Raw genomic sequence first — 21337 nt, 5'->3', positions numbered from 1 at the left:
TGTCACACCGGCGCAGCTGGGAACCCTGTTCGCTTCGGCGCGAGGGGTTGGGCCGCGCATTACGGTGGGTATAGGGCGGCAGAGGGTTCTCACGAGGCTGTTAGGCACAGGGCCGCGACAACGTTAAGGAGTGGTGGGGTGGCCGGTCGGATCGCAATCGACGACGTCGCACCTGTCATTTCCGGCGGTCGGTACCCGGCCAAGGCCGTCATCGGCGAAATCGTGCCGGTGACGGCGACGGTGTGGCGCGAGGGCCACGACGCCGTCGCGGCCACGCTGGTCGTGCGCTACCACGGCCGCGGCTACCCGAAGCTGGTCGAGGACCCACCCGGTTTGGTGCGGGCGGCCGAAGCCGTGCCGATCGAGGAGGTCGTCACCGGAGCCTCACGAATCAAACCGCAGCGGCTGCCCATGTCGACGGGCACGACGCCGGACGTGTTGCACGGTCAGTTCACCCCCGACGCGGTCGGTCTGTGGACGTTCCGGGTCGACGGGTGGGGCGACCCCATTTCGACGTGGCGCAAGAACGTGACCGCGAAGCTGGACGCCGGGCAGAGCGAGGCCGAACTGTCCAATGACCTGTTGGTCGGCGCCACTCTGTTGGAGCGCGCCGCCGCCGGGGTGCCCCGCCAGGATCGGTTTCCGCTGATCGACGCGGCGGCCCGGCTGCGGGAACCCGGCGATCCGTTCGCCCGTGCGGGTGCGGCGCTGTCCCCCGAGGTGGACGAGTTGTTATCGCGCTATCCGCTGCGCGAACTGGTCACCCGCGGCGAGCAGTACGGCGTGTGGGTCGACCGCCCCCTGGCGAGGTTCAGCGCCTGGTATGAGATGTTTCCGCGGTCGACGGGCGGGTGGGACGCCAGCGGCAACCCCGTACACGGCACGTTCGCCACCGCCACCAAGGCGCTGTCGCGGATCGCGCGGATGGGGTTCGACGTGGTGTATCTGCCGCCGATCCACCCGATCGGCAAAGTGCACCGCAAGGGCCGCAACAACAGCGTCACCGCGGCGCCCAACGACGTCGGCTCACCGTGGGCGATCGGCAGCGACGAGGGCGGCCACGACGCCGTGCACCCGAGGCTGGGCACCATCTCCGATTTCGACGATTTCGTCGCCGCCGCCCGTGACGAGGGTATGGAGGTCGCGCTGGACCTGGCGTTGCAGACCGCGCCCGATCATCCCTGGGCGCGTGAGCATCCCGAGTGGTTCACCGTTTTACCCGACGGGACCATCGCCTACGCGGAGAACCCGCCCAAGAAGTACCAGGACATCTACCCGCTGAACTTCGACAACGATCCGGCCGGGCTGTACCAGGAAGTGCTGCGCGTCGTGCGGTACTGGATTTCACACGGCGTGAAGGTGTTTCGCGTCGACAACCCGCACACCAAGCCGCCGGACTTCTGGGCCTGGCTGATCGGCGAAGTGAAGAACGACGACCCCGACGTGCTGTTCTTGTCCGAGGCCTTCACCCGCCCGGCCCGGTTGTACGGGCTGGCCAAACTCGGCTTCACCCAGTCTTATACGTACTTCACCTGGCGCACGGCGAAGTGGGAGCTGACCGAATTCGGCGAGCAGATCGCCGAGCACGCCGACTATGCGCGGCCCAACCTGTTCGTCAACACCCCCGACATCCTGCATGAGAGCCTGCAACACGGCGGGCCCGGCATGTTCGCGATCCGGGCGGTGCTGGCGGCGACGATGAGCTCGTCATGGGGGGTGTATTCGGGCTATGAGCTGTTCGAGCATCGGGCCGTGCGCGAGGGCAGCGAAGAATATCTGAACTCCGAGAAGTACGAACTTCGGCCGCGCGACTTCGAGGCCGCGGTGGCCGACAGCGAATCGCTGGAGCCGTTTTTGACTCAGCTCAACGAGATTCGGCGCGTCCACCCGGCGCTGCACCAGCTGCGCACCATCAAGTTCCACCACCCCGACAACGATGCGCTGCTGGCGTACAGCAAGTTCGACCCCGCAACCGGCGACCAGGTGCTGGTGGTGGTGACACTCAACCCGTTCGGCGTCGAAGAGACCACCTTGTGGCTCGACATGGCCGCGCTGGGTATGGAACCCTACGACCGGTTCTGGGTGCGCGACGAGATCACCGGCGAGGAATACCAGTGGGGCCAAGCGAATTACGTCCGTATCGATCCGGCCAGAGCCGTGGCGCACGTGCTCAACATGCCTCAGGTTGCGCCGGAGCACCGACTGAACCTGCTGCGTAGGGAGTGACCGACATGACGCAGACCAATCCACTCACCAGCCCCCATCTGAGGCCACACACCGCCGACCTCAACCGGCTGCTGTCCGGCGACCATCACGATCCGCATTCGGTTCTCGGCGCCCACGAGTACGACGACCACACCGTCATCCGGGCCTACCGGCCGCACGCGCTGGAGGTGGTCGCGCTGATCGGCGACGCGCGGTATCCGTTCACCCATATCGAGGCCGGATTGTTCGCGGTGGCGCTGCCGTTCACCGACCTGGTCGACTACCGCCTCGAGGTCAGCTACGCCGGCCAGGACGGCAAGACCCATCGCCACACCGTGGCCGACGCCTACCGGTTCTTGCCCACGCTCGGCGAGATCGACTTGCACCTGTTCGCCGAGGGCCGCCACGAGCGGCTGTGGGAGGTGCTGGGCGCCCACCCGCGCAGCTTCACCACGCCCGACGGTGTGGTCGACGGGGTCTCGTTCGCGGTGTGGGCGCCGAATGCCAAAGGTGTCAGCCTGATTGGTGACTTCAACCACTGGGACGGCACGGAGGCTCAGTTGCGGGTGCTGGGCTCCACCGGTGTGTGGGAATTGTTCTGGCCCGGTTTCGAGATCGGGGGCCTGTACAAGTTCCGGATCCACGGCGCCGACGGCTCGGTCAGCGACCGCGCCGATCCGATGGCGTTCGCCACCGAGGTGCCGCCGCAGACGGCGTCGAAGGTGACGCACAGCGAGTACCGCTGGCGCGACGGCGAATGGATGGACCGGCGGGCCGATCTCAACCCGGTGTTCGAGCCGATGAGCACCTACGAGGTGCACCTCATGTCGTGGCGGCCCGGGCTGAGCTATCGCGAGCTGGCCGAGCAGCTCACCGAATACGTGGTGGCACAAGGCTTCACCCATGTCGAGTTGATGCCGGTGGCCGAACATCCGTTCGGCGGCTCGTGGGGTTACCAGGTGACGTCGTATTACGCGCCGACGTCGCGGCTGGGCACCCCCGACGAGTTCCGCTTCCTCGTCGACACCCTCCACCAGGCCGGCATCGGCGTGATCATGGACTGGGTGCCCGCCCACTTCCCCAAGGACGCGTGGGCGCTGGGCCGCTTCGACGGGACAGCGCTATACGAGCACTCCGATCCGCGTCGCGGCGAGCAACTCGACTGGGGCACTTACGTATTCGACTTCGGCCGCGCCGAGGTGCGCAACTTTTTGGTGGCCAACGCGCTGTACTGGTGCCAGGAGTTCCACATCGACGGTCTGCGCGTCGACGCGGTCGCCTCCATGCTGTACCTGGATTATTCGCGTCCCGAGGGCGGCTGGACGCCGAACATCTACGGTGGCCGGGAGAACCTCGAAGCCGTGCAGTTCCTGCAGGAGATGAATGCGACCCTGCACAAGGGGGCACCCGGCATCGTCACCGTCGCCGAGGAGTCGACGTCGTGGCCGGGCGTCACCAGAGCGACAAATCTTGGCGGCCTTGGGTTCTCGATGAAGTGGAACATGGGCTGGATGAACGACACCCTGGAGTTCGTCAAGCGCGACCCGATCCACCGCAGCTATCATCACCACGAGATCACGTTCTCGATGCTGTATGCGTTCAGCGAGAACTACGTGCTGCCGGTCAGCCACGACGAGGTGGTGCACGGCAAGGGCACACTGTGGGGCAGGATGCCCGGCAACGACCACGTCAAGGCGGCCGGGCTGCGCGGCCTGCTGGCCTACCAGTGGGCGCATCCGGGCAAGCAGCTGTTGTTCATGGGCCAGGATTTCGGCCAGCGTGCCGAGTGGTCGGAGGAACGTGGCGTCGACTGGTATCAGCTCGACGAGAACAGCTACTCGACGGGCATCCAGCGCATGGTGCAGGACATGAACGCCATCTACGGCAGCAGGCGGGCGCTGTGGTCGCGCGATACCAGCCCCGAGGGCTATTCCTGGATCGACGCCAACGACTCGGCCAACAACGTGCTGAGCTTCTTGCGCTACGGCGATGACGGCTCCGTGATGGCGTGCGTCTTCAACTTCTCCGGCGCCGAGCACACCCGCTACCGGCTGGGCCTGCCGCACACGGGCACGTGGCGCGAGGTGCTCAACACCGACGCCGACATCTACAACGGCGCCGGGATCGGCAACTACGGTGCGGTCGAAGCGACCGACGAGCCGTGGCACGGCCGCCCCGCGTCGGCGGTCATGGTGCTACCGCCGCTGGCCGCCCTCTGGTTCGAACCGGCCTGACACATTCACGCCCAAAGGCACAAACGGGCGGAAATGTGCGAGTAAATTCCGCCATTTCGTCGATCTCGGCGGAAGCTGGGTGCCCTCGGCGCCAGGTGCGCGGAGCTAGTAGAGCGCGTTGGCGAGCTTGCGCCGGCCCGCGATCACCTCGGGGTCGGCGGCGTCGAACAGCTCGAACAGCTCGACGAGCCGCGTGCGGACCTTGGCGCGGTCCTCACCGGCGGTGCGCTTGACCAACCCGACCAACCGGTCGAAGGCCGCACCGACGTTCTGCTGCAGGATCTCGACGTCGGCGGCCGCCAACGCCAACTCGATGTCGTCCGGCTGGGCATCGGCGGCGACGATCGCGCCGGGGGCACGCGTAGTCGCCCGCTGAAGAAAGCCGATCTGGCGCACCGCGCCCTTGGCCTCGGCATGGGCTGGGTTGGCGTCCAAGATCGCCTGATAGGCCTTGCCTGCCGCGTCGAAGTCACCGGCGTCGAGGTGCGCGCGCGCCTGCGCGAGTTCGGGATCGACCTGTTCGGGTTGGTCGGGATCATCACCGCCGGGGAGCTTGCCGGCGACCGCGTTCAGCAGTGAATCGATCCACTGCCGCAGCTGCTCGGGCGGTTGCACGCCCTGAAAGCTCGACAACGGTTGGCCGGCGCCAAAGGCCACGACCGTCGGGACGGCCTGCACGCCAAACATCTGCGCCACCCGCGGAACCGTGTCGACGTTGACCGTCGCCAGCGCCCACTTACCGCCGTCGGTCGACGAGAGGTTGGCAAGCGCATCACCCAACTGGATGCTGGCGTCGCTGCGCGGCGACCACAACAACACGACGACGGGCACCTGCCCGGAGCGGGCCAGAACTTCTGCTTCGAGGTTGGCCTCGGTGATCTCTACCCCACCCGATGGGGCTGCCGAACCACCGTCACCCGCGGACGCCCGCTGCTTGAGCGCTGACAGGTCAACCGCACCGGCCATCGAGGCCGCAATTGAAGGTCGAGGACGAGTCACGCTACAAGTTTGTCACGTCGATTCGGGTGCGGTCAGGCCCGGCTGGGCAACGGGCCCGGCGACCGCGCCGACGCCGATCCGCCCGGTGCGATCGGCCCATATGACGAAGATCACACTGCACATCGGCAGAATGCTCGACAACGCCGCCAGCAACCAGGTGCCGTACGCCCATTTGAACACCAGTCCGGCCAGCAAGGCGACCGCAACAAAGGCCACGAAGATCGCCCCGTGCGCCGCGCCGAACACCTTGACCCCGATCTCGGTCCGAGGCGTGCCCAGGTACTTGAAATACATCCCGATCAGCAGTCCGGCCCAGCTGATTGCCTCAAGCAGGGCGACCAATCGGAACCATCGAGCGACGGACCGAGGATCGAGGGCACGGGTCATGGCCGCCATTGTGCCCGAAACCCGAACCGATTACTACGCAGCGTCGTAGGCGCTACCCGGCGCGCAGAACCAGCGCGTCGCCTTGGCCGCCCGCCCCGCACAGGGCCGCCACGCCGTAGCCGGAACCTCGTCGCGCCAGCTCGAGGGCCGCATGCAGGGCGATCCGAGCCCCCGACATCCCGATGGGATGGCCGATGGCGATCGCGCCACCGTTGACGTTGACCTTGTCCAGATCCACGCCGAGTTCCTTGGCCGAGGCCAACGACACCGCGGAGAACGCCTCGTTTATCTCGATCACATCGAGCTGATCAACGGAGATGCCTTCGCGCGCAATGGCCTTCTTGATGGCGTTGGCCGGCTGCGACTGCAGGGAGGAGTCCGGGCCTGCGACGACGCCGTGGGCGCCGATCTCGACCAGCCAGGTCAGACCCATCTCGACGGCCTTGTCCTTGTTCATCACCACGACTGCGGCCGCACCGTCGGAAATCTGCGACGCGGAACCGGCGGTGATGGTGCCGTCCCTGCGGAAGGCTGGCTTGAGACCCGCCAGCGACTCGGTAGTGGTATTGGCCCGGATGCCCTCGTCCTCGGCGAACTCGATCGGGTCACCCTTGCGTTGCGGTATCTGCACGGGCACGACTTCGTCGGCGTAAACGCCGTCTTTCCATGCCGCAGCGGCCCTTTGGTGCGAGCGCGCGGCGAACTCATCCTGCTCGGCGCGGGTGAACTGGTCGACGTCGTTGCGCTGCTCGGTGAGCGCGCCCATCGGCTGGTCGGTGAACACGTCGTGCAGGCCGTCGTAGGCCATGTGGTCCAACACCGTGACGTCGCCGTACTTGTAGCCCGAGCGGCTGTTCATCAACAAATGGGGCGCCTGCGTCATCGACTCCTGACCCCCGGCGACCACCACGTCGAACTCGCCGGCACGGATCAACTGATCGGCCAATGCGATCGCGTCGATTCCGGACAGACACATCTTGTTGATGGTCAGCGAGGGCACGTCCCAGCCGATACCCGCGGCGATCGCGGCCTGGCGGGCCGGCATCTGCCCGGCACCGGCGGTCAACACCTGTCCCATGATCACGTACTCGACGGCCGAGGCTGGAAGCTTGGATTTCTCCAGTGCCCCGGCGATCGCGATGCCGCCGAGGTCACTGCCGGAAAAATCCTTGAGCGAACCCATGAGTTTGCCCACCGGAGTGCGTGCTCCAGCAACAATCACCGACGTTGTCATTTAAATCCTCCCAGCCATGGGTACACACATATGTGGCCCATGACACATTCCGCAACCAGTTGTCTCAAGGTTACCGTTACGTTATGACCACCGAACAGGTTGATGCCCGTCCGGCCCTCGCGAGCGCGTTGGTCACAGCAATCGACCATGTCGGAATCGCGGTGCCCGATCTGGACGCAGCGATCAAGTGGTACCACGACCACCTCGGAATGATCGTTCTGCACGAAGAGATCAACGAGGACCAGGGCGTTCGTGAAGCCATGCTGTCCGTGCGGGGTGCCCCCGTCGGCAGCGCGCAGATCCAGTTGATGGCTCCGCTCGACGAGACCTCCCCGATCGCGAAGTTCCTCGACAAGCGCGGCCCCGGTCTGCAGCAGTTGGCTTATCGCGTCAGCGACATCGACGCGCTTTCCGAGCGGCTGCGCGCTGACGGCGTGCGGCTGATCTACGACGCACCGCGGCGCGGCACCGCGAATTCGCGGATCAACTTCATCCATCCCAAGGATGCCGGCGGAGTGCTCATCGAGTTGGTCGAGCCCGCTTCAGACGACGCCGCCGACTAAGACCACTTCCGCGTCGGGCTACGCGTATTGCGGTGCGTCCAGCACGGCGTGTGCCAGTGCCGACGGTCTTCGATCGCTCCGCCGCCCTCGGCTGGGAAAACGACCAAATGTGGTGTGCCGGGTTGGATTTCGTGATCGCAGCCCGGGCACCGGTATGTCTTGGTGGCGCGCGAGGCCGGAACCGGTCGAACTTCGTATTCGTATCCGTCCGGGCCGATCTCGATGCGACGCGGGACAGGCATCGGCGTCGACGGCGCCGGTCGCCGCCGCGAGGGCCTGCCGTGCCGAGCCATCAGAACAGCCGGAACTCGTTGCTGTCCATACCGCGCATCTGGTCGTAGTCCAAAGTCACGCAGCGAATCCCGCGGTCAGTCGCCAGTGTCCGCGCCTGGGGTTTGATCTGTTGGGCCGCGAAGATGCCGGCCACCGGCGCCAGCAGCGTGTCCCGGTTGAGCAACTCGAGGTAGCGGGTGAGCTGTTCGACCCCGTCGATTTCGCCGCGGCGTTTGATCTCCACCGCGACCGATCCGCCGTGCTCGTCACGGCACAACAAGTCCACCGGTCCGATCGCGGTCATGTATTCCCGGCGCACCAGCGTGTAACCGGGGCCCAGCAGCTCGACGTGTTCGGCCAGCAGTTCCTGCAGGTGGGCCTCCACCCCGTCCTTCACCAACCCCGGGTCCACACCGAGTTCGTGGCTCGAGTCGTGCTCGATCCCTTCGATCGTGATACGCAACTGCTCGCCAGCCTTGTTCTCCACCACCCAGACCGGCACCGGCCCATCGAGGTTCTCGGTCAGCCGGCACGGCGGGGTCATCCAGTTCAGCGGCTTGTAGGCGCGGTCATCGGCGTGCACACTCACCGACCCGTCCGCCTTGATCAGCAGCAGGCGACGGGCCGACGGCAGATGTGCCGTGAGCCGTCCAACGTAGTCGACGGTGCACTGGGCAATGACAAGACGCACCCGAACCACATTAAGGGGCGGTCGGGGCGATTTAGGGTGGGGCCAGATGAACGCCAAGAAAAGTACCCTCGCGCGCCGACTGGGCCGTATCGCCGAAGCCGTCACCCGGCAGAGCGGACGGCTACCCGACGGTCCGGAGTACGGGTCCTGGCTGCTCGGCAAGTCGACAGAGAACCAGCTACGCCGTCGGGTGCGCATCCAGATCATCCTGACGGTGCTGGTCTTGTTCTGGAACTTCCTCGGCATTGCGGTGTCGACGCTGTTGGTGGCGGTCGCGTTTCCGGTGCCCAGTGTGTTCACCGACGCTCCGGCGTGGCTGTCGTTCGGAGCCGTGCCGGCCTACATCGTCGGAGCGTTGGTGGTCGGCGTCTTCTGGATCACCAGGCGCACGGTCAACGCGCTGCGGTGGGCCATCGAAGAACGCCGGCCCACCGCCAAGGATCATCGCAACGCGTTCGTGGCGCCGTGGCGGGTGGCGTGGGCGCTGATCGCCTTGTGGGGTATGGCTACGGCGCTGTTCACCACGCTCTACGGCATCGTCGATACGGTCTTCATCCCGCGGTTCCTGTTCTCGTTGGCGTTCCCCGGTGTCATGGTCGCCACTGCCGGCTATCTCACGACGGAGTTCGCGTTGCGGCCGGTGGCCGCGCAGGCGCTGGAGTACGCCCCGCCGCCGCGGCGGCTGACCGGCGGACTCATGGGCCGCACGATGACGGTCTGGCTGCTCGGCTCGGGCGTACCGCTGATCGGCATCGTGATCACAGCGCTGTTCGCGCTGGTGCTGCAGAACCTGTCGGAGACGCAGTTCGCCGTCGCCGTGATGATCATCTCGCTTCTCGGGTTGACGTTCGGTTTCCTTCTGATGTGGCTGCTGTCGTGGCTGTTCGCGACGCCGCTGCGGGTAGTGCGCGCGGCCCTCAATCGCGTCGAAGAAGGCGACCTGAACTGTGAAGTGGTGGTTTTCGACGGCACCGAACTCGGCGAGTTGCAGCGCGGCTTCAACCGGATGGTCAACGGGCTGCGCGAGCGGGAGCGGTTGCGCGACCTGTTCGGCCGCCACGTCGGCCGAGATGTCGCAGCCGCCGCCGAGAAAGAGCACACCAAGCTCGGCGGCGAGGAACGTCACGTTGCAGTGATCTTCGTCGACATCATCGGTTCCACACATCTGGTGACACAACTGCCCGCGACCCAGGTCGTCGACCTTCTCAATCGGTTCTTCTCGGTGGTGGTCGAGGAAGTCGACCGCCATCGCGGGTTCGTCAACAAGTTCGAGGGCGACGGCGCATTGGCCGTCTTCGGCGCGCCCAACCACCTGCGCTCCCCCGAAGACGCGGCGCTGGCCGCGGGTCGGGCCATCGCGCGGCGCATCGGTGATGAGACTCCCGAGTTCGACGCCGGCATCGGGATCGCGGCGGGAGAAGCGGTCGCCGGCAATGTCGGTGCCCGAGAACGGTTCGAGTACACCGTCATCGGCGAACCCGTCAACGAGGCGGCGCGGCTGTGCGAACTGGCCAAGACCAAGCCCTGTCACCTGCTGGCGTCGTCGGCGGCCGTTTCCAATGCATCCGAAAGTGAGCGAGCACATTGGACATTCGGTGACACCGTGACGCTGCGTGGGCACGACGAGCCGACCCGCCTGGCGTTACCCGTCTGACGTGCGCCGTGCCGCGACGGCTTTCTCCGCGGCCCGCAACGCATCATCGAACGTGCCGAAAACTTGCGCTTTAGACTCCGAAACATCGGCCACCCGCAACGTATCGTCGGGATCGACCAGATAACCTTCTTTGCCTGCCGCCGTGAGGAACTCGCGCATGCCGGCAAGCATGCGCCGGGAAGTGGCGTCGATGTCGTCCACCCGTGACACTTCCAGGATGGCCACGTCGAAGTCGTCGTATTCCCGCTCGATGTTGCGCAGCACCTGCTCGGTTCCTGCGAACAACAGGTCGCCGTGCAGTTCGTAGATCCGGATGCCGGGACGGGCGTCGTAGGCGGCCCGGACCGTCGAGAGTGACTCGCGGGTGACCGACATGAAGTGCATTCCCAGGTTCGCGGACAGGCTGCGGCACACCTCCACGCCACGCACGCTGTGACCTTTGGCATCCAGCCGCGGCGAGTAGACCCCGATGCCGAGCTGACCAGGAAGGACGGCGGTAATACCGCCGCCCACACCACTTTTGGCCGGCATACCCACCGCGCTCACCCAGTCACCCGCCGCGTCGTACATCCCGCAGGTGACCATCACGCTCAGCGTGCGGGTGACCACAGCGGCGTTGGTCACCCGCCGCCCCGATTGGGGTTCGACACCGCCGCGGGCAAGCGTCGTCGCCATCCTGGCCAGGTCGGTGCTCGTCACGTTGATGGCACACTGCCGGAAATAGACGTCGAGGATCTCGTCGGGATCACCCTCGAGGGCGCCGAAGCTCTGCAACATGTAGGCGATCGCACGGTTTCGGCTGCCAGTGGCTTTCTCCGATGCGTACACGTCGTGATCGACCGAAAGCTCTCGACCCGCGAACTCCGAATAGAACTCGAGTATCTGGTTGAACCGGTCCTCGGCGCTGACGCCGGGGATCAGCGAAACCGCAGCGATGGCACCCGCGTTGATCATCGGGTTCTTCGGCTTCTTGGTGGTTCGGTCGACGCTGATCTCGTTGAACGCCTCGCCCGATGGCTCCACGCCGATCCTCGCATCCACCGCTTGCTGGCCAAAACGGTCGAGCGCGAGCGCGTACGTGAACGGCTTCGACACCGATTGGATCGTGAACTCCGTTGCGGCATCGCCGCATTCATAGACATATCCGTCGGCCAGCGACAACGACAGCCCAAGCGCGTCGGGGTTGACGCGGGTCAGCTCGGGAATGTAGTCGGCCAATGCCCCTTCGGTGTTGGGGAGGTGTTCGGCACAGATTTGGTCCAGGTACTCCTGCACCAGTTCCGCCATGGCAAAATCCTAACGACGAGGCGTTGGTTCACAGGCCCAACTCGGTGAGCCCGGCGTGGTCGGCCGGTCGCGGCCCGCTTCGGTCCCAGCGAAACAGGCGATCGGCCTCGGTGAGAACGACGTCGTTGATGCTGGCGTGGCGTGTCCTCATCAGCCCGTCGGCGTCGAACTCCCAGTTCTCGTTGCCGTACGCGCGAAACCACTGGCCGGAGTCGTCGTGGTACTCGTATGCGAACCGCACGGCGATGCGGTTGTCGCCGTAGGCCCAGATCTCCTTGATGAGCCGGTATTCGAGTTCGGTTGCCCACTTTGCGGTGAGGAAGTCGACGATCTGCGCCCGCCCCTGCACGAAGGTGGACCGGTTGCGCCACCAGCTGTCGGGGGTGTAGCCGTTGGCGACGCGTTCGGGATCCCTGGTGTTCCAGAGATCTTCGGCGACACGCACCTTCGCGGTGGCGGTATCGAGGGTGAACGGCGGCACGAGCGGCATGGTTGGCGTCATGATCCCTCACTTCCTGACAAAGCACCTTGCGAGCCTTTTTGGTCACATCCAGGTAGAGATAGGTGATACCGCGCGTCACATTAATTAGACTCGACGGTATGGCCGCTTCCACCGACCATAGAGGTCTGCTGCAGATCGAGGACTGCCTGGATGCCGAGGGCAACGTCGTTCTGCCGCCCGGCGTCACGCTGGTTTCGCTCATCGACCGCAACATCGCCAACGTCGGTGACGCGGTCGCCTACCGGTACCTGGACTACACGGGATCGGCAGACGGTCGGGCCATCGAGCTGACATGGAACGAACTGGGACGTCGTATCAGGGCGATCGGTGCGGCCGTACAACGCGTCGCCTCGCGGGGTGACCGGGTGGCCATCCTGGCTCCGCAGGGCCTCGATTACGTCGCCGGGTTTTACGGCGCGGTCAAGGCGGGCATGATCGCGGTTCCGTTGTTCGCCCCCGAACTCCAGGGCCACGCCGAACGGTTGGACACCGCCCTGAGCGACGCCCGGCCCGCGGCGGTTCTCACGACCCGCGCGGCCGCCGACGCCATCGAGGCGTTCCTGATACAGCGCACGTTGCGGCCCCGCCCCGAACTCATCGTCGTCGACGAGGTACCCGTTTCCGTGGGCGAGACGTTCTCGCCGGTCAATCTGGATGTGGACGACGTCGCGCACCTGCAGTACACCTCCGGATCGACGCGGCCCCCGGTCGGCGTGGAGATCACCCACCGGGCGGTCGGCACAAACCTGATCCAGATGATCCTGTCGATCGACCTGCTGGACCGAAACACCCACGGGCTCAGCTGGCTGCCGCTCTACCACGACATGGGTTTGTCGATGATCGGCTTTCCCGCGGTCTACGGCGGCCATTCGACGCTGCTGGCGCCCACCGCGTTTCTTCGGCGGCCCGAGCGCTGGATCCGCGCACTGTCCGACGAGTCGGGCCGCGGCCGGGTGGTCACCGCCGCGCCGAACTTCGCCTACGAGTACACCGCCCAGCGCGGCGTGCCCGCCGCGGGCCAGGACATCGACCTGCGCAACGTGGTGATGATCGTCGGATCCGAACCGGTCAGCATGGACGCGATCACGACGTTCACCGACGCGTTCACGCCGTACGGGCTGCCTGCAACGGCGATCAAACCGTCCTACGGCATCGCGGAGGCCACCCTGTTCGTGTCGACCATCGCGCCCGACGCCGAGCCGTCCGTGGTGTACCTCGACCGCGCGCAGCTCGCCGATGGACGCGCCGTGCGGGTGCCCGCCGACGCGAAAAGTGCGCTGGCGCAGGTGTCCTGCGGTCAGGTCGCGCGCAGCCAGTGGGCGGTGATCGTCGACCCCGAGGGCCACGAGGAAGTCGCCGACGGTCGGGTCGGTGAGATCTGGTTGCACGGCGACAACGTGGCGCGACGGTACTGGGCCCGCCCGCAGGAATCACAGCAGACGTTCGATGCCATGCTGGGCTCGCGGCTGACGACGGCAAGCCACGCCGACGGGGCACCGGGCGACGCCGCTTGGATGCGCACCGGCGACCTCGGGGTGTATCTGGGCGGGGAGCTTTACGTCACCGGCCGCATGGCGGATCTGGTGACCGTCGGTGCGCGCCAGCACTATCCGCACGACATCGAGAACACGGTGGCGCTGGCGTCGGCGATGGTGCGCCGGGGTTACGTGGCGGTGTTCACCGTCGGCGATGACGACGTGGTGGTCATCGCCGAACGTGCGTCGGGTACCCGCCGCGCCGACCCGCTGCCGGCGATCGCCGCCATCCGCGCCGCGGTCGCGGATGTGCACGGCCTGTCGGTCGCCGACGTCCGCTTCGTGCCCGCCGGTTCGATCCCGCGCACCACCAGCGGCAAGCTGGCTCGACGGGCCTGCCGCGACGAGTACCTGCGCGGTGGGGTACGCGGCTAAGCCTGTGCCACCAGGCCTTAGCTGCTGCTGTCGCCACCCACCTCGGCGGGTAAGGGCGGCGGCAGCGGTGTCGTCGGCGTGGCGGTCGCACTCGGCGCTGCCGGCGAGGCGCCCGGGTTGCCCGACGGTGCTGAACCATGGACGTCGACCATGGTCTCCTCCCGGATCACCTTCGTGCCGGACGTGATGGTCAAGGCGTCCGCGGTCACCGTGTAGGTGATCCCGTCGTTGTCGGCGCTGAAGCCGCCGTCGTCCGCAGGCGAAGCCGGCGCGATCAGCTTGGCGCCGTCGCGCACCCGCACACCGCGGTACTCGTAATCGCCGTCGGTAGACATACAGATCGCCACCCGCGAACTGCCGGTGCTGCCGAAGACCACCGCGGTGCTCGGCGGGGCACAGCGCGCGGTGGAGTCGACGTAGCCGCGGCTGTCCGACGTGGGCGCGGCCGCCGCCACTGGTACCCCGAAAGTGAGCAGCGCGGCTCCCGCCGTCGCGGCGGCCAAGAAGGACAATGCGGACGGCTCATGTGTTGACATCGCCACCACCAGACCACGGCTGAGGCCCGTGGGCGAGGCGCACCCGCGGAATTGACGAGATCGTTAGGACTTTGATATCTGCGGGCTATGACCACGCGAAGACGGGTTGTTCGAGCGTGTCGACGGGGTCGCTGCGGCCTTCCAGGGCCAGCCACCGCAGCTGCAGCAGCACCGCGCCCGTGGGGGCGTGGATCAGGTCGTTGCCGAGAGGTATCTGCACGACGGGGCGCGGACTCTCCGGGATGCTGACGAACCGCGGGGAATCGCCGCGCTGAAGCTGGTGCAGGCCGACGCGGTAGACCGCCACCACCTCGTCGGGCGCCGGGCGCAGGTCGAGTCGTCCACCGCCCCAGATCACCACCGGAGTGATGATGTAGCCCGACCGGGTCGGATAGTCGTCGAGGATGCCGAGCACCGAAGAGTCGGACAGCCGGACCCCCACTTCTTCGTCGAGTTCGCGCAATGCGGCGTCGATGACGGTCTCGCCCGGGTCCACGCGCCCGCCGGGCAGCGCCCATTGCGCGGCGTGAGTGGATAATCGAGACGCCCTGCGGCACAGCAGAAACGCGGCACCGCCGGAGACGTCGACCATGCGGCCGTCGAGCCCGGCCTCCGGCATCGGCCGTCCGTCGATCCAGTCGTCGACGGGCGCCGGGTCCACCCGGTCCTCGCCGAGCGCAGAGTCGACGAGAACCACCGCGACCGCGGCGCGGCGCTTGGCGGGATCGCTCGCGGTGCGGCGGCGGTGGCCTGCCATCCGTTGCCGAATCTGTTCGCGCAGGCCGTCGTCGTAGCTGATCGTCACCGTTTGACTGTAAGCCAACCGCTCATCGCGACAGCCGGTCGAGCCACTCGACGAGCAGCGCCGTCTCGGCTTCAGTCAGCACGCTGGCATCACCCGTTTCCAGTACTGACTTCAGCGCTATGGCGCGTGCCGCCGTGCGGGTGTCTTCGAGTCGACTGTCCGGGCGGTCGGTCGTGATGGCCGCCAGCATGGCTTCTCGGGTGGCGTTGGACAGGCCGGGGTCGCGAGCCTGCGGCGGCTGCGAGACGAGCGTGAGCGTGACACCGCGGCACGCCGAATGAACCATATCGGCGGCGCGGTCGACGCGTACCCGCAGTCGGCCGGCTTGTGCGATCCGCTGCATCATCCCCTTGAGGATGGCGTCGCCCTCGGCGACCGCTCGGGGTACGGCGTCTGGTCGCGGATCGCCGTAGAGCACCGCGTACGTCGCGGGGTTGGCGAGCCCGAACTCGACGTGGCGGTCCCAGCCCCCGCGCAGGTCTTCGACGGGATCGTCGGTCCGCGGCTGACGGCGTTTGACGGCGAGATACTCGGCCATGCCGAGGCTGGCCGCATCGTCGATCAGCTGGCGCATATCGCCGAAGTGCCGGTAGATCGTGGGGGCTTGAACCTGCGCCGCCGTGCTGACATTTCGGGTGGTCACAGCCTCACGCCCATGCCGGGCGAGGATGTCGGCGGCCGCGCGCAGAATGCGCTCCCGCGGCTCGAGCTGTGGCTTAGCGACCCCCGACATGTTATCGACGATAGCACTGTTGGCATTCTGGTGATAACATCAGCGCTATCGTACTTCTGCTATCACCTTTAACGAACGGAGGGCCCGGTGGAGTGCACAAGCGACAAGGACGAAGGCGAACCGCGTCGGCTGTCCCGCCGGTCGATGCTGGCAGCGACTGCGGCAGTGGGCGTCGGCGCTTCCGGTATCGCCGGCATCGCCGCCGCAACCATGGGCGAGGACCGACCCTCAACCGGCAAGTCGGTAATCGTCACGGGCTCGTCACGCGGCATCGGCGCTGCGACCGCGCTGCGGTTGGCGCGCGACGGTTACGCCGTCACGGTCAACTGCGTGGTCAACCGGCACCTGGCCGCAGACGTCGCCCGCGAGATCGAGGCCGGCGGTGGACGGGCGATCTGGGTACAGGCCGACGTCAGCGACCCGCTGGCAGTTCGCCACCTGTTCGACCGACACGAAGAAGCCTTCGATGGCGTCGACGTGGTGATCGCCAACGCCGGGATCATGCACCTCGCCTCGATGGCGCAGATGGCCGACGCGGACTTCGACCGCATGTTCGCGGTCAACACAAAAGGCAGCTTCAACACGCTTCGTGAGGCGGCGCGGCGCGTGCGCGACGGCGGCAGGATCGTGACGCTGTCATCGAGCATCACGCAATTGCGTACGGCCACATACGGTCCGTATGCGGCAACAAAAATGGCGCAAGACATGTATGCGGCCGCGCTGGCCAAAGAGCTTGGCAGCCGACAGGTCTCGGTGAACGCCATCGCCCCGGGCGTCGTCAATACGACCTTGTTCACCGACGGAAAGAGCGCCGAGCAGATTGCGGGTTTCGCGCAACGAACACCGCATCAGCGGCTCGGTGAACCAACCGATATCGCCGACGTCATCGCCGCGTTGTGCAGCGGTGACGGCGGCTGGGTCAACGGCCAGACCGTTTTCGCCAACGGCGGCCTGGTCTAGGAGGGAAACACCATGCAATTTCTCATTGCTTCCACGATGACGGCGGTCGCGTTGTCGACAGCGATACTCGGGATGGCGGGCACCGCGCACGGCGCACCGACGGGTCCCGACTCGGCGGCCGACACCATCCGAAAGCTCGAATCCGAGGGCAGACGGGTGATCGTCAACCGTGTCGGGGCAGCGCCGCTGTCACAATGCGCGGTGACCAGTGTCACTGCGGGCCAAGATGTTACGGATCGCGACCCCGTCGGCGACTCCGGGTCGGTGGAGCGAATCCGATACCGAACGGTCTATGTCACCGTTTCGTGCTGAGCCTCACGGTCGCGACGGGCACGGCGGGTTGGTGCCCCACCCCCCACATCTCGTGGTGCACATAGCTGGGCACCTCCTGTGCCGGCGGCTGCAGGTCGGCGTGCCGGTTGACGAGATTGAAGCCCATCGACCACGATGTCGTTTTTCCGCTAGTCATGTCGGTGGGCGCGTGTAATTGTTGAAGGCGTGTACGACGATTTCGACCGCTGCTACCGGGCCGTGCAGTCCAAGGACGCCCGGTTCGACGGCTGGTTCGTCACCGCCGTGCTGACCACGAAGATCTACTGCCGCCCGAGTTGCCCCGTCCGCCCACCGTATGCGCGCAACATGCGCTTCTACCCGACGGCGGCCGCGGCGCAGAACGCCGGGTTCCGACCCTGTAAGCGCTGCCGCCCCGACGCGTCGCCGGGCTCACCGGAGTGGAACGTGCGCGGCGACGTGGTGGCCCGCGCCATGCGGTTGATCGCCGACGGCACCGTCGACCGCGATGGTGTGACCGGGCTGGCCAGCCGCCTCGGCTACACCATCCGGCAACTGGAACGGCTTCTGCAGGCCGAGGTCGGCGCCAACCCGCTGGCGCTGGCCCGAGCCCAACGCACCCAGACGGCCCGCATCCTCATCGAAACCACCGAATTGCCGTTCAGCGACGTGGCTTTCGCCGCCGGGTTCTCCAGCATCCGTCAGTTCAACGACACCGTGCGCACGGTGTGCGATACGACGCCGACCGTGTTGCGCCAGCGCGCCCGTAGGCGGTTCGGACGAGCCGAGGGCGGCGCTGGGGCGCTGTCGCTGCGGTTGCCAGTGCGCACCCCGTTCGCGTACGAAGGCGTCTTCGGCCATCTGGCCGCCAGCGCGGTACCCGGTGTCGAGGAGGTGCGCGACGGCGCCTACCGGCGGACGTTGCGCCTGCCCAACGGCAACGGAATCGTCGGCCTCACACCGCAGCCCGACCATGTGCAGTGCCGCGTCAGCCTGGACGACTTCCGCGATCTCTCCACCGCCATCGCCCGGTGCCGACGGCTGCTGGACCTCGACGCCGACCCCGAAGCCGTCGTCGACGCGCTGGGCGCCGACCCCGATCTGAGCGTGCTCGTCGCGAAGGCACCCGGTCAGCGGATCCCCCGCGCCGTCGACGAACAAGAACTTGCGGTGCGGGTGGTGCTGGGCCAACAGGTCTCCGTCAAGGCCGCACGCACCCACGCCGGACGACTCGTCGCCGGCTATGGCCAGACCATCGGCGACGCCGACGGCGGGCTGACGCACGTCTTTCCCGCGATCGAGCAGCTTGCCGACATCGACCCCGCGCACCTTGCCTTCCCCAAGGCCCGGCAACGGTCATTGACTGCGCTGATCCGCGGCGTCGCCGACGGCGAGGTGGTGCTGGACGCCGGAACCGACTGGAACGGGGCGCGGGATCAGCTACGGGCAGTCCCCGGCATCGGCGACTGGACCGCGGAGGTGATCGCCATGCGCGGACTCGGTGACCCGGACGCCTTTCCGGTTACCGACCTGGGTGTGCGGCTCGCCGCCAAGCAACTCGGGTTACCGTCGGATCAGCGGGCGCTTACCGAGCGTGCTGCGCAGTGGCGGCCCTGGCGTTCCTATGCCACGCAGCATCTATGGACGGCCCTCGAACACGCGGTCAACCATTGGCCGCCGAAGGAGAAGAAGTGATCGAAACCCTGCAATTTCGCAGCGTCGACAGCCCGGTCGGCCCGCTGACGCTGGCCGGCAAGGACGGTCGACTCATGCACCTGCGGATGGTCGACCAGACCTATGAGCCGAGCCGCGCCAATTGGGAACCCGACGACACGGCCTTCCCCGAGGCCGTCGCCCAGCTCGAGGCGTACTTCGCCGGCGACCGCCGGGACTTCGACCTGGACCTGCACCTGGTCGGCACCGCGTTTCAGCGCCGCGTATGGGAGGCGCTGCTGACGATCCCTTACGGGGAGACGCGTTCGTACGGTGATATCGCTCGACAGATCGGATCTCCGGGCGCGTTTCGTGCGGTCGGGTTGGCCAACGGCCACAATCCGATTGGCATCATCGTGCCGTGTCACCGGGTGATCGGCGCGAACGGCAGCCTCACCGGATACGGCGGCGGCCTGGACCGCAAGAAGCTGCTGCTCGGGCTCGAGCGGTCGCACGCGCCCGCGCAGGCCGCACTCTTCGAGTAGAGCACCGTCAGTCCGGCAAGAAGGTGATCGTATCTTCGGCGCCGGCAGCTGACACAGTGCCCGTTCGGGCGAATTCGGCCCAGCGGCGCCGCGTAGCGCGAAATCAGTACGGGCGCAGCGAACCTGAGAAATTGTCAAGACCTGTGGATCGGTGTGTTTCAGGCGACCTCCGTTCCGGCTTGTTCGTCATCGTCTGATGGCGGTGTCGGCGGGGTGATGTCGGCGGGGCGTTCGAGCAGTTTGCCTTTATGGAAACCCGCGCCGGCGCGGACCAGGGCGACCAGATGTGGGGCGTTGACTGCCCGCCAACGGGCCGCGGCGGCGTCGATCAGCTTGTAAGCCATCGCCAGTCCCGCCGCCCGTGATCCCGGCCCCTTGGTGACCTTGGTCCTCAAACGCACTGTGGCGAAGGTGCTTTCGATCGGGTTCGTGGTGCGCAGGTGAATCCAATGTTCGGCCGGGTAGTGATAGAACTCCAGCAGGGTGTCCCGATCGTCGACGATCTTGGCGACCACCTTGGGGTACTTGGCGCCGAAGTCGACCTCGAACGCTTTAACCGCGACTTGCGCTTTGTCGATGTCTTCGGCGTTGTAGATCTCTTTCATCGCCGCCAACGCTGACGGGTGGGCTGATTTAGGCAGTCCGGCAAGCACATTGGCTTGCTTGTGGAACCAGCAGCGCTGTTCTTTGGTGGCTGGGAACACCTCGCGGACCGCTTTCCAGAACCCCAGGGCGCCATCGCCGACAGCGAGCACGGGGGCGGTCATCCCGCGCCGTTTGCAGTCGCGCAGCAGATCGGCCCACGACTCGGCCGACTCCCGGTAGCCGTCGGTGATCGCCACCAGCTCCTTGCGGCCATCAGCACGCACGCCGAGCATCACCAGCAGACACAGCTTCTCCTGGTCCAGGCGGACCTTGAGGTGGATGCCGTCGACCCACAGGTAGACGTAGTCGGTGCCCGAGAGGTCTCGGGCGGCGAAAGTCCGGGCTTCGTCCTGCCATTGCGCGGTGAGCCGGCTGATCGTAGTGGCCGACAGTCCGGCACCGGAGCCGAGGAACTGCTCCAATGCCGGCCCGAAATCGCTGGTCGAGACCCCGTGCAGGTACAGCAGCGGCAGCACCTCGGACATCTGCGGGGACTTGCGCGCCCAGGCCGGCAGAATCGCCGAGGCGAACCGCTTGCGGTCACCAGTGTCGGGATCGACACGGCGGTCGTTGACCCGCGGCGCTTTCACCTCGACCGCACCGGCGGCCGTCAGCACCTCACGGGCCTGGTGATAGCCGTTGCGGACCACCAGTCGATGGCCGTCCTCATCGAGCTGGTCGGCGAACTGCGCCACATACGCGGCGACCTCGGCCTGCAACGCCGCAGCCAACATCTGCCGGGCACCGTCGCGGACGATCTCATCCAACAACGACCGACCGCCGGTGTTGTCGTTGGCCTCCTGGGCATCGTGAACTACCGTGAGCATGGGCGTACCTTCCCAACCAGCGCGCCAACGCCGGTCTTGATCAGAACCACTTCGACTTTCAGATCATCCTCGGGAAGGTGCGCCCACTTTCACGCCGCCTCGCCGAGGCTCATCCACAGGTTCTGATCATTGCTCAGCGAACCTCGCTGACTGTGCGTAGGGAATGCCCAGCGCCCGCATGACGTCGTCGTCGACGCGGCCCACGACGACGCCGGCCTTCAGGTGGAAGCGTCGTTCCGCGGGGGGGCGTCGCTGGACTATGCCCGCCGGTTGCCGTCATACGGTCAGCGTAGGGGCCCGGACAGCGGTTGATTGGTTCGAAGCCCAATATGCGTCTGCTGCTTTTTCGGCTCGAGATATACAAATGCCTGTGCCCCCCAATTGAATTGGGGGGCACAGGGCT

The 21337-nt window shown here is 66.6% G+C and carries 21 protein-coding genes; 9 read left to right on the top strand and 12 right to left on the bottom strand.

The window, feature by feature from the left end; translation table 11 throughout:
• The first annotated feature begins 138 nt into the window (after positions 1–138).
• Positions 139–2226, top strand: coding sequence for an alpha-1,4-glucan--maltose-1-phosphate maltosyltransferase (locus ABQE44_RS22200; protein ID WP_448394910.1), 2088 nt, complete (start codon positions 139–141; stop codon positions 2224–2226).
• Positions 2227–2231: 5 nt separating this feature from the next.
• On the top strand, positions 2232–4439 hold the full coding sequence (glgB, locus tag ABQE44_RS22195; protein WP_448394911.1) for a 1,4-alpha-glucan branching protein GlgB: 2208 nt from the start codon (positions 2232–2234) through the stop codon (positions 4437–4439).
• Positions 4440–4544: 105 nt separating this feature from the next.
• Here the strand turns inward: glgB and ABQE44_RS22190 are convergent, their stop codons facing one another.
• Genes ABQE44_RS22190 through ABQE44_RS22180 form a run of 3 tightly spaced genes read right to left on the bottom strand, consistent with a single transcriptional unit; the run spans position 4545 to position 7059 of the window.
• Positions 4545–5438 carry a tetratricopeptide repeat protein gene (locus tag ABQE44_RS22190; RefSeq protein ID WP_448394912.1) on the bottom strand — a complete coding sequence of 298 codons (894 nt, stop codon included), beginning with the start codon at positions 5436–5438 and terminating at the stop codon, positions 4545–4547.
• Between the two features lie 12 nt (positions 5439–5450).
• The gene (locus ABQE44_RS22185; protein ID WP_448394913.1) at positions 5451–5834 is read right to left on the bottom strand and encodes a DUF3817 domain-containing protein; all 384 of its coding nucleotides are present in this window, start codon (positions 5832–5834) and stop codon (positions 5451–5453) included.
• 43 nt (positions 5835–5877) lie between these two features.
• Positions 5878–7059 carry an acetyl-CoA C-acetyltransferase gene (locus tag ABQE44_RS22180; RefSeq protein ID WP_448431935.1) on the bottom strand — a complete coding sequence of 394 codons (1182 nt, stop codon included), beginning with the start codon at positions 7057–7059 and terminating at the stop codon, positions 5878–5880.
• 83 nt (positions 7060–7142) lie between these two features.
• On the opposite strand from ABQE44_RS22180, the gene mce reads away from it, so the two are divergent.
• Positions 7143–7622: a methylmalonyl-CoA epimerase gene (gene mce, locus ABQE44_RS22175; protein WP_448431933.1), complete on the top strand. Its 480-nt coding sequence runs from the start codon at positions 7143–7145 to the stop codon at positions 7620–7622.
• On the opposite strand, the gene ABQE44_RS22170 is transcribed toward mce, so the two are convergent.
• Positions 7619–7915, bottom strand: a complete 297-nt coding sequence (locus ABQE44_RS22170; RefSeq protein WP_448394916.1) for an Rv1322 family protein — start codon at positions 7913–7915, stop codon at positions 7619–7621. The genes mce and ABQE44_RS22170 overlap by 4 nt on opposite strands.
• Complete coding sequence (gene nucS, locus ABQE44_RS22165; protein ID WP_448394917.1) at positions 7915–8586, bottom strand: endonuclease NucS; 672 nt, start codon at positions 8584–8586, stop codon at positions 7915–7917. The genes ABQE44_RS22170 and nucS overlap by 1 nt, the downstream gene beginning before the upstream one ends.
• A gap of 46 nt (positions 8587–8632) precedes the next feature.
• Between nucS and ABQE44_RS22160 the strand changes: the two genes are divergently transcribed.
• The gene (locus ABQE44_RS22160; protein WP_448431931.1) at positions 8633–10240 is read left to right on the top strand and encodes an adenylate/guanylate cyclase domain-containing protein; all 1608 of its coding nucleotides are present in this window, start codon (positions 8633–8635) and stop codon (positions 10238–10240) included.
• Here ABQE44_RS22160 and glsA read toward each other — a convergent pair.
• Entirely contained in the window at positions 10229–11527 is a 1299-nt protein-coding gene (gene glsA / locus ABQE44_RS22155) for a glutaminase A (RefSeq protein ID WP_448431929.1), read from the bottom strand. The two genes, ABQE44_RS22160 and glsA, sit on opposite strands and share 12 nt — an antisense overlap.
• A 28-nt stretch (positions 11528–11555) precedes the next feature.
• Entirely contained in the window at positions 11556–12029 is a 474-nt protein-coding gene (locus ABQE44_RS22150; RefSeq protein WP_448394920.1) for a nuclear transport factor 2 family protein, read from the bottom strand.
• A gap of 98 nt (positions 12030–12127) precedes the next feature.
• Here ABQE44_RS22150 and ABQE44_RS22145 point away from each other — a divergent pair, with 98 nt between their 5' ends.
• The gene (locus ABQE44_RS22145) at positions 12128–13939 is read left to right on the top strand and encodes a fatty acyl-AMP ligase (protein WP_448431927.1); all 1812 of its coding nucleotides are present in this window, start codon (positions 12128–12130) and stop codon (positions 13937–13939) included.
• 17 nt (positions 13940–13956) lie between these two features.
• On the opposite strand, the gene ABQE44_RS22140 is transcribed toward ABQE44_RS22145, so the two are convergent.
• The 3 genes from ABQE44_RS22140 to ABQE44_RS22130 form a co-directional block, all read right to left on the bottom strand.
• Complete coding sequence (locus tag ABQE44_RS22140; protein ID WP_448431925.1) at positions 13957–14475, bottom strand: hypothetical protein; 519 nt, start codon at positions 14473–14475, stop codon at positions 13957–13959.
• 85 nt (positions 14476–14560) lie between these two features.
• Complete coding sequence (locus ABQE44_RS22135) at positions 14561–15280, bottom strand: NUDIX hydrolase (RefSeq protein WP_448394923.1); 720 nt, start codon at positions 15278–15280, stop codon at positions 14561–14563.
• Between the two features lie 22 nt (positions 15281–15302).
• Complete coding sequence (locus ABQE44_RS22130) at positions 15303–16013, bottom strand: TetR/AcrR family transcriptional regulator (RefSeq protein WP_448394924.1); 711 nt, start codon at positions 16011–16013, stop codon at positions 15303–15305.
• A gap of 87 nt (positions 16014–16100) precedes the next feature.
• On the opposite strand from ABQE44_RS22130, the gene ABQE44_RS22125 reads away from it, so the two are divergent.
• Together ABQE44_RS22125 and ABQE44_RS22120 are read left to right on the top strand one after the other, a co-directional pair.
• Entirely contained in the window at positions 16101–16973 is an 873-nt protein-coding gene (locus ABQE44_RS22125) for an SDR family oxidoreductase (RefSeq protein WP_448431923.1), read from the top strand.
• A gap of 12 nt (positions 16974–16985) precedes the next feature.
• Positions 16986–17285 carry a hypothetical protein gene (locus tag ABQE44_RS22120; protein ID WP_448431921.1) on the top strand — a complete coding sequence of 100 codons (300 nt, stop codon included), beginning with the start codon at positions 16986–16988 and terminating at the stop codon, positions 17283–17285.
• Here ABQE44_RS22120 and ABQE44_RS22115 read toward each other — a convergent pair.
• Entirely contained in the window at positions 17269–17412 is a 144-nt protein-coding gene (locus tag ABQE44_RS22115; protein WP_448395538.1) for a hypothetical protein, read from the bottom strand. The two genes, ABQE44_RS22120 and ABQE44_RS22115, sit on opposite strands and share 17 nt — an antisense overlap.
• A 59-nt stretch (positions 17413–17471) precedes the next feature.
• Here ABQE44_RS22115 and ABQE44_RS22110 point away from each other — a divergent pair, with 59 nt between their 5' ends.
• Both ABQE44_RS22110 and ABQE44_RS22105 read left to right on the top strand, forming a co-directional pair.
• Positions 17472–18959 carry an AlkA N-terminal domain-containing protein gene (locus tag ABQE44_RS22110; RefSeq protein WP_448431919.1) on the top strand — a complete coding sequence of 496 codons (1488 nt, stop codon included), beginning with the start codon at positions 17472–17474 and terminating at the stop codon, positions 18957–18959.
• Positions 18959–19462, top strand: coding sequence for a methylated-DNA--[protein]-cysteine S-methyltransferase (locus ABQE44_RS22105; protein ID WP_448431996.1), 504 nt, complete (start codon positions 18959–18961; stop codon positions 19460–19462). The genes ABQE44_RS22110 and ABQE44_RS22105 overlap by 1 nt, the downstream gene beginning before the upstream one ends.
• 158 nt (positions 19463–19620) lie before the next feature.
• Here ABQE44_RS22105 and ABQE44_RS22100 read toward each other — a convergent pair whose 3' ends face one another.
• Positions 19621–20934, bottom strand: a complete 1314-nt coding sequence (locus ABQE44_RS22100) for an IS256 family transposase (protein WP_448431917.1) — start codon at positions 20932–20934, stop codon at positions 19621–19623.
• Between the last annotated feature and the right edge of the window lie 403 nt (positions 20935–21337).

The sequence above is a fragment of the Mycolicibacterium sp. XJ2546 genome (assembly GCF_053483195.1).
The sequence above is the reverse complement of the archived record's forward strand: the minus strand, read 5'-3'. Positions and strand labels throughout refer to the sequence as shown.

Coding starts and splice junctions, on each gene's coding strand:
- glgB (WP_448394911.1), top strand. CDS start 2,232: ATGACGCAGACCAATCCACTCACCAGCCCCCATCTGAGGCCACACACC.
- ABQE44_RS22185 (WP_448394913.1), bottom strand. CDS start 5,834: ATGGCGGCCATGACCCGTGCCCTCGATCCTCGGTCCGTCGCTCGATGG.
- ABQE44_RS22180 (WP_448431935.1), bottom strand. CDS start 7,059: ATGACAACGTCGGTGATTGTTGCTGGAGCACGCACTCCGGTGGGCAAA.
- mce (WP_448431933.1), top strand. CDS start 7,143: ATGACCACCGAACAGGTTGATGCCCGTCCGGCCCTCGCGAGCGCGTTG.
- ABQE44_RS22170 (WP_448394916.1), bottom strand. CDS start 7,915: ATGGCTCGGCACGGCAGGCCCTCGCGGCGGCGACCGGCGCCGTCGACG.
- ABQE44_RS22160 (WP_448431931.1), top strand. CDS start 8,633: ATGAACGCCAAGAAAAGTACCCTCGCGCGCCGACTGGGCCGTATCGCC.
- glsA (WP_448431929.1), bottom strand. CDS start 11,527: ATGGCGGAACTGGTGCAGGAGTACCTGGACCAAATCTGTGCCGAACAC.
- ABQE44_RS22150 (WP_448394920.1), bottom strand. CDS start 12,029: ATGACGCCAACCATGCCGCTCGTGCCGCCGTTCACCCTCGATACCGCC.
- ABQE44_RS22145 (WP_448431927.1), top strand. CDS start 12,128: ATGGCCGCTTCCACCGACCATAGAGGTCTGCTGCAGATCGAGGACTGC.
- ABQE44_RS22140 (WP_448431925.1), bottom strand. CDS start 14,475: ATGTCAACACATGAGCCGTCCGCATTGTCCTTCTTGGCCGCCGCGACG.
- ABQE44_RS22130 (WP_448394924.1), bottom strand. CDS start 16,013: ATGTCGGGGGTCGCTAAGCCACAGCTCGAGCCGCGGGAGCGCATTCTG.
- ABQE44_RS22120 (WP_448431921.1), top strand. CDS start 16,986: ATGCAATTTCTCATTGCTTCCACGATGACGGCGGTCGCGTTGTCGACA.
- ABQE44_RS22115 (WP_448395538.1), bottom strand. CDS start 17,412: ATGGGCTTCAATCTCGTCAACCGGCACGCCGACCTGCAGCCGCCGGCA.
- ABQE44_RS22100 (WP_448431917.1), bottom strand. CDS start 20,934: ATGCTCACGGTAGTTCACGATGCCCAGGAGGCCAACGACAACACCGGC.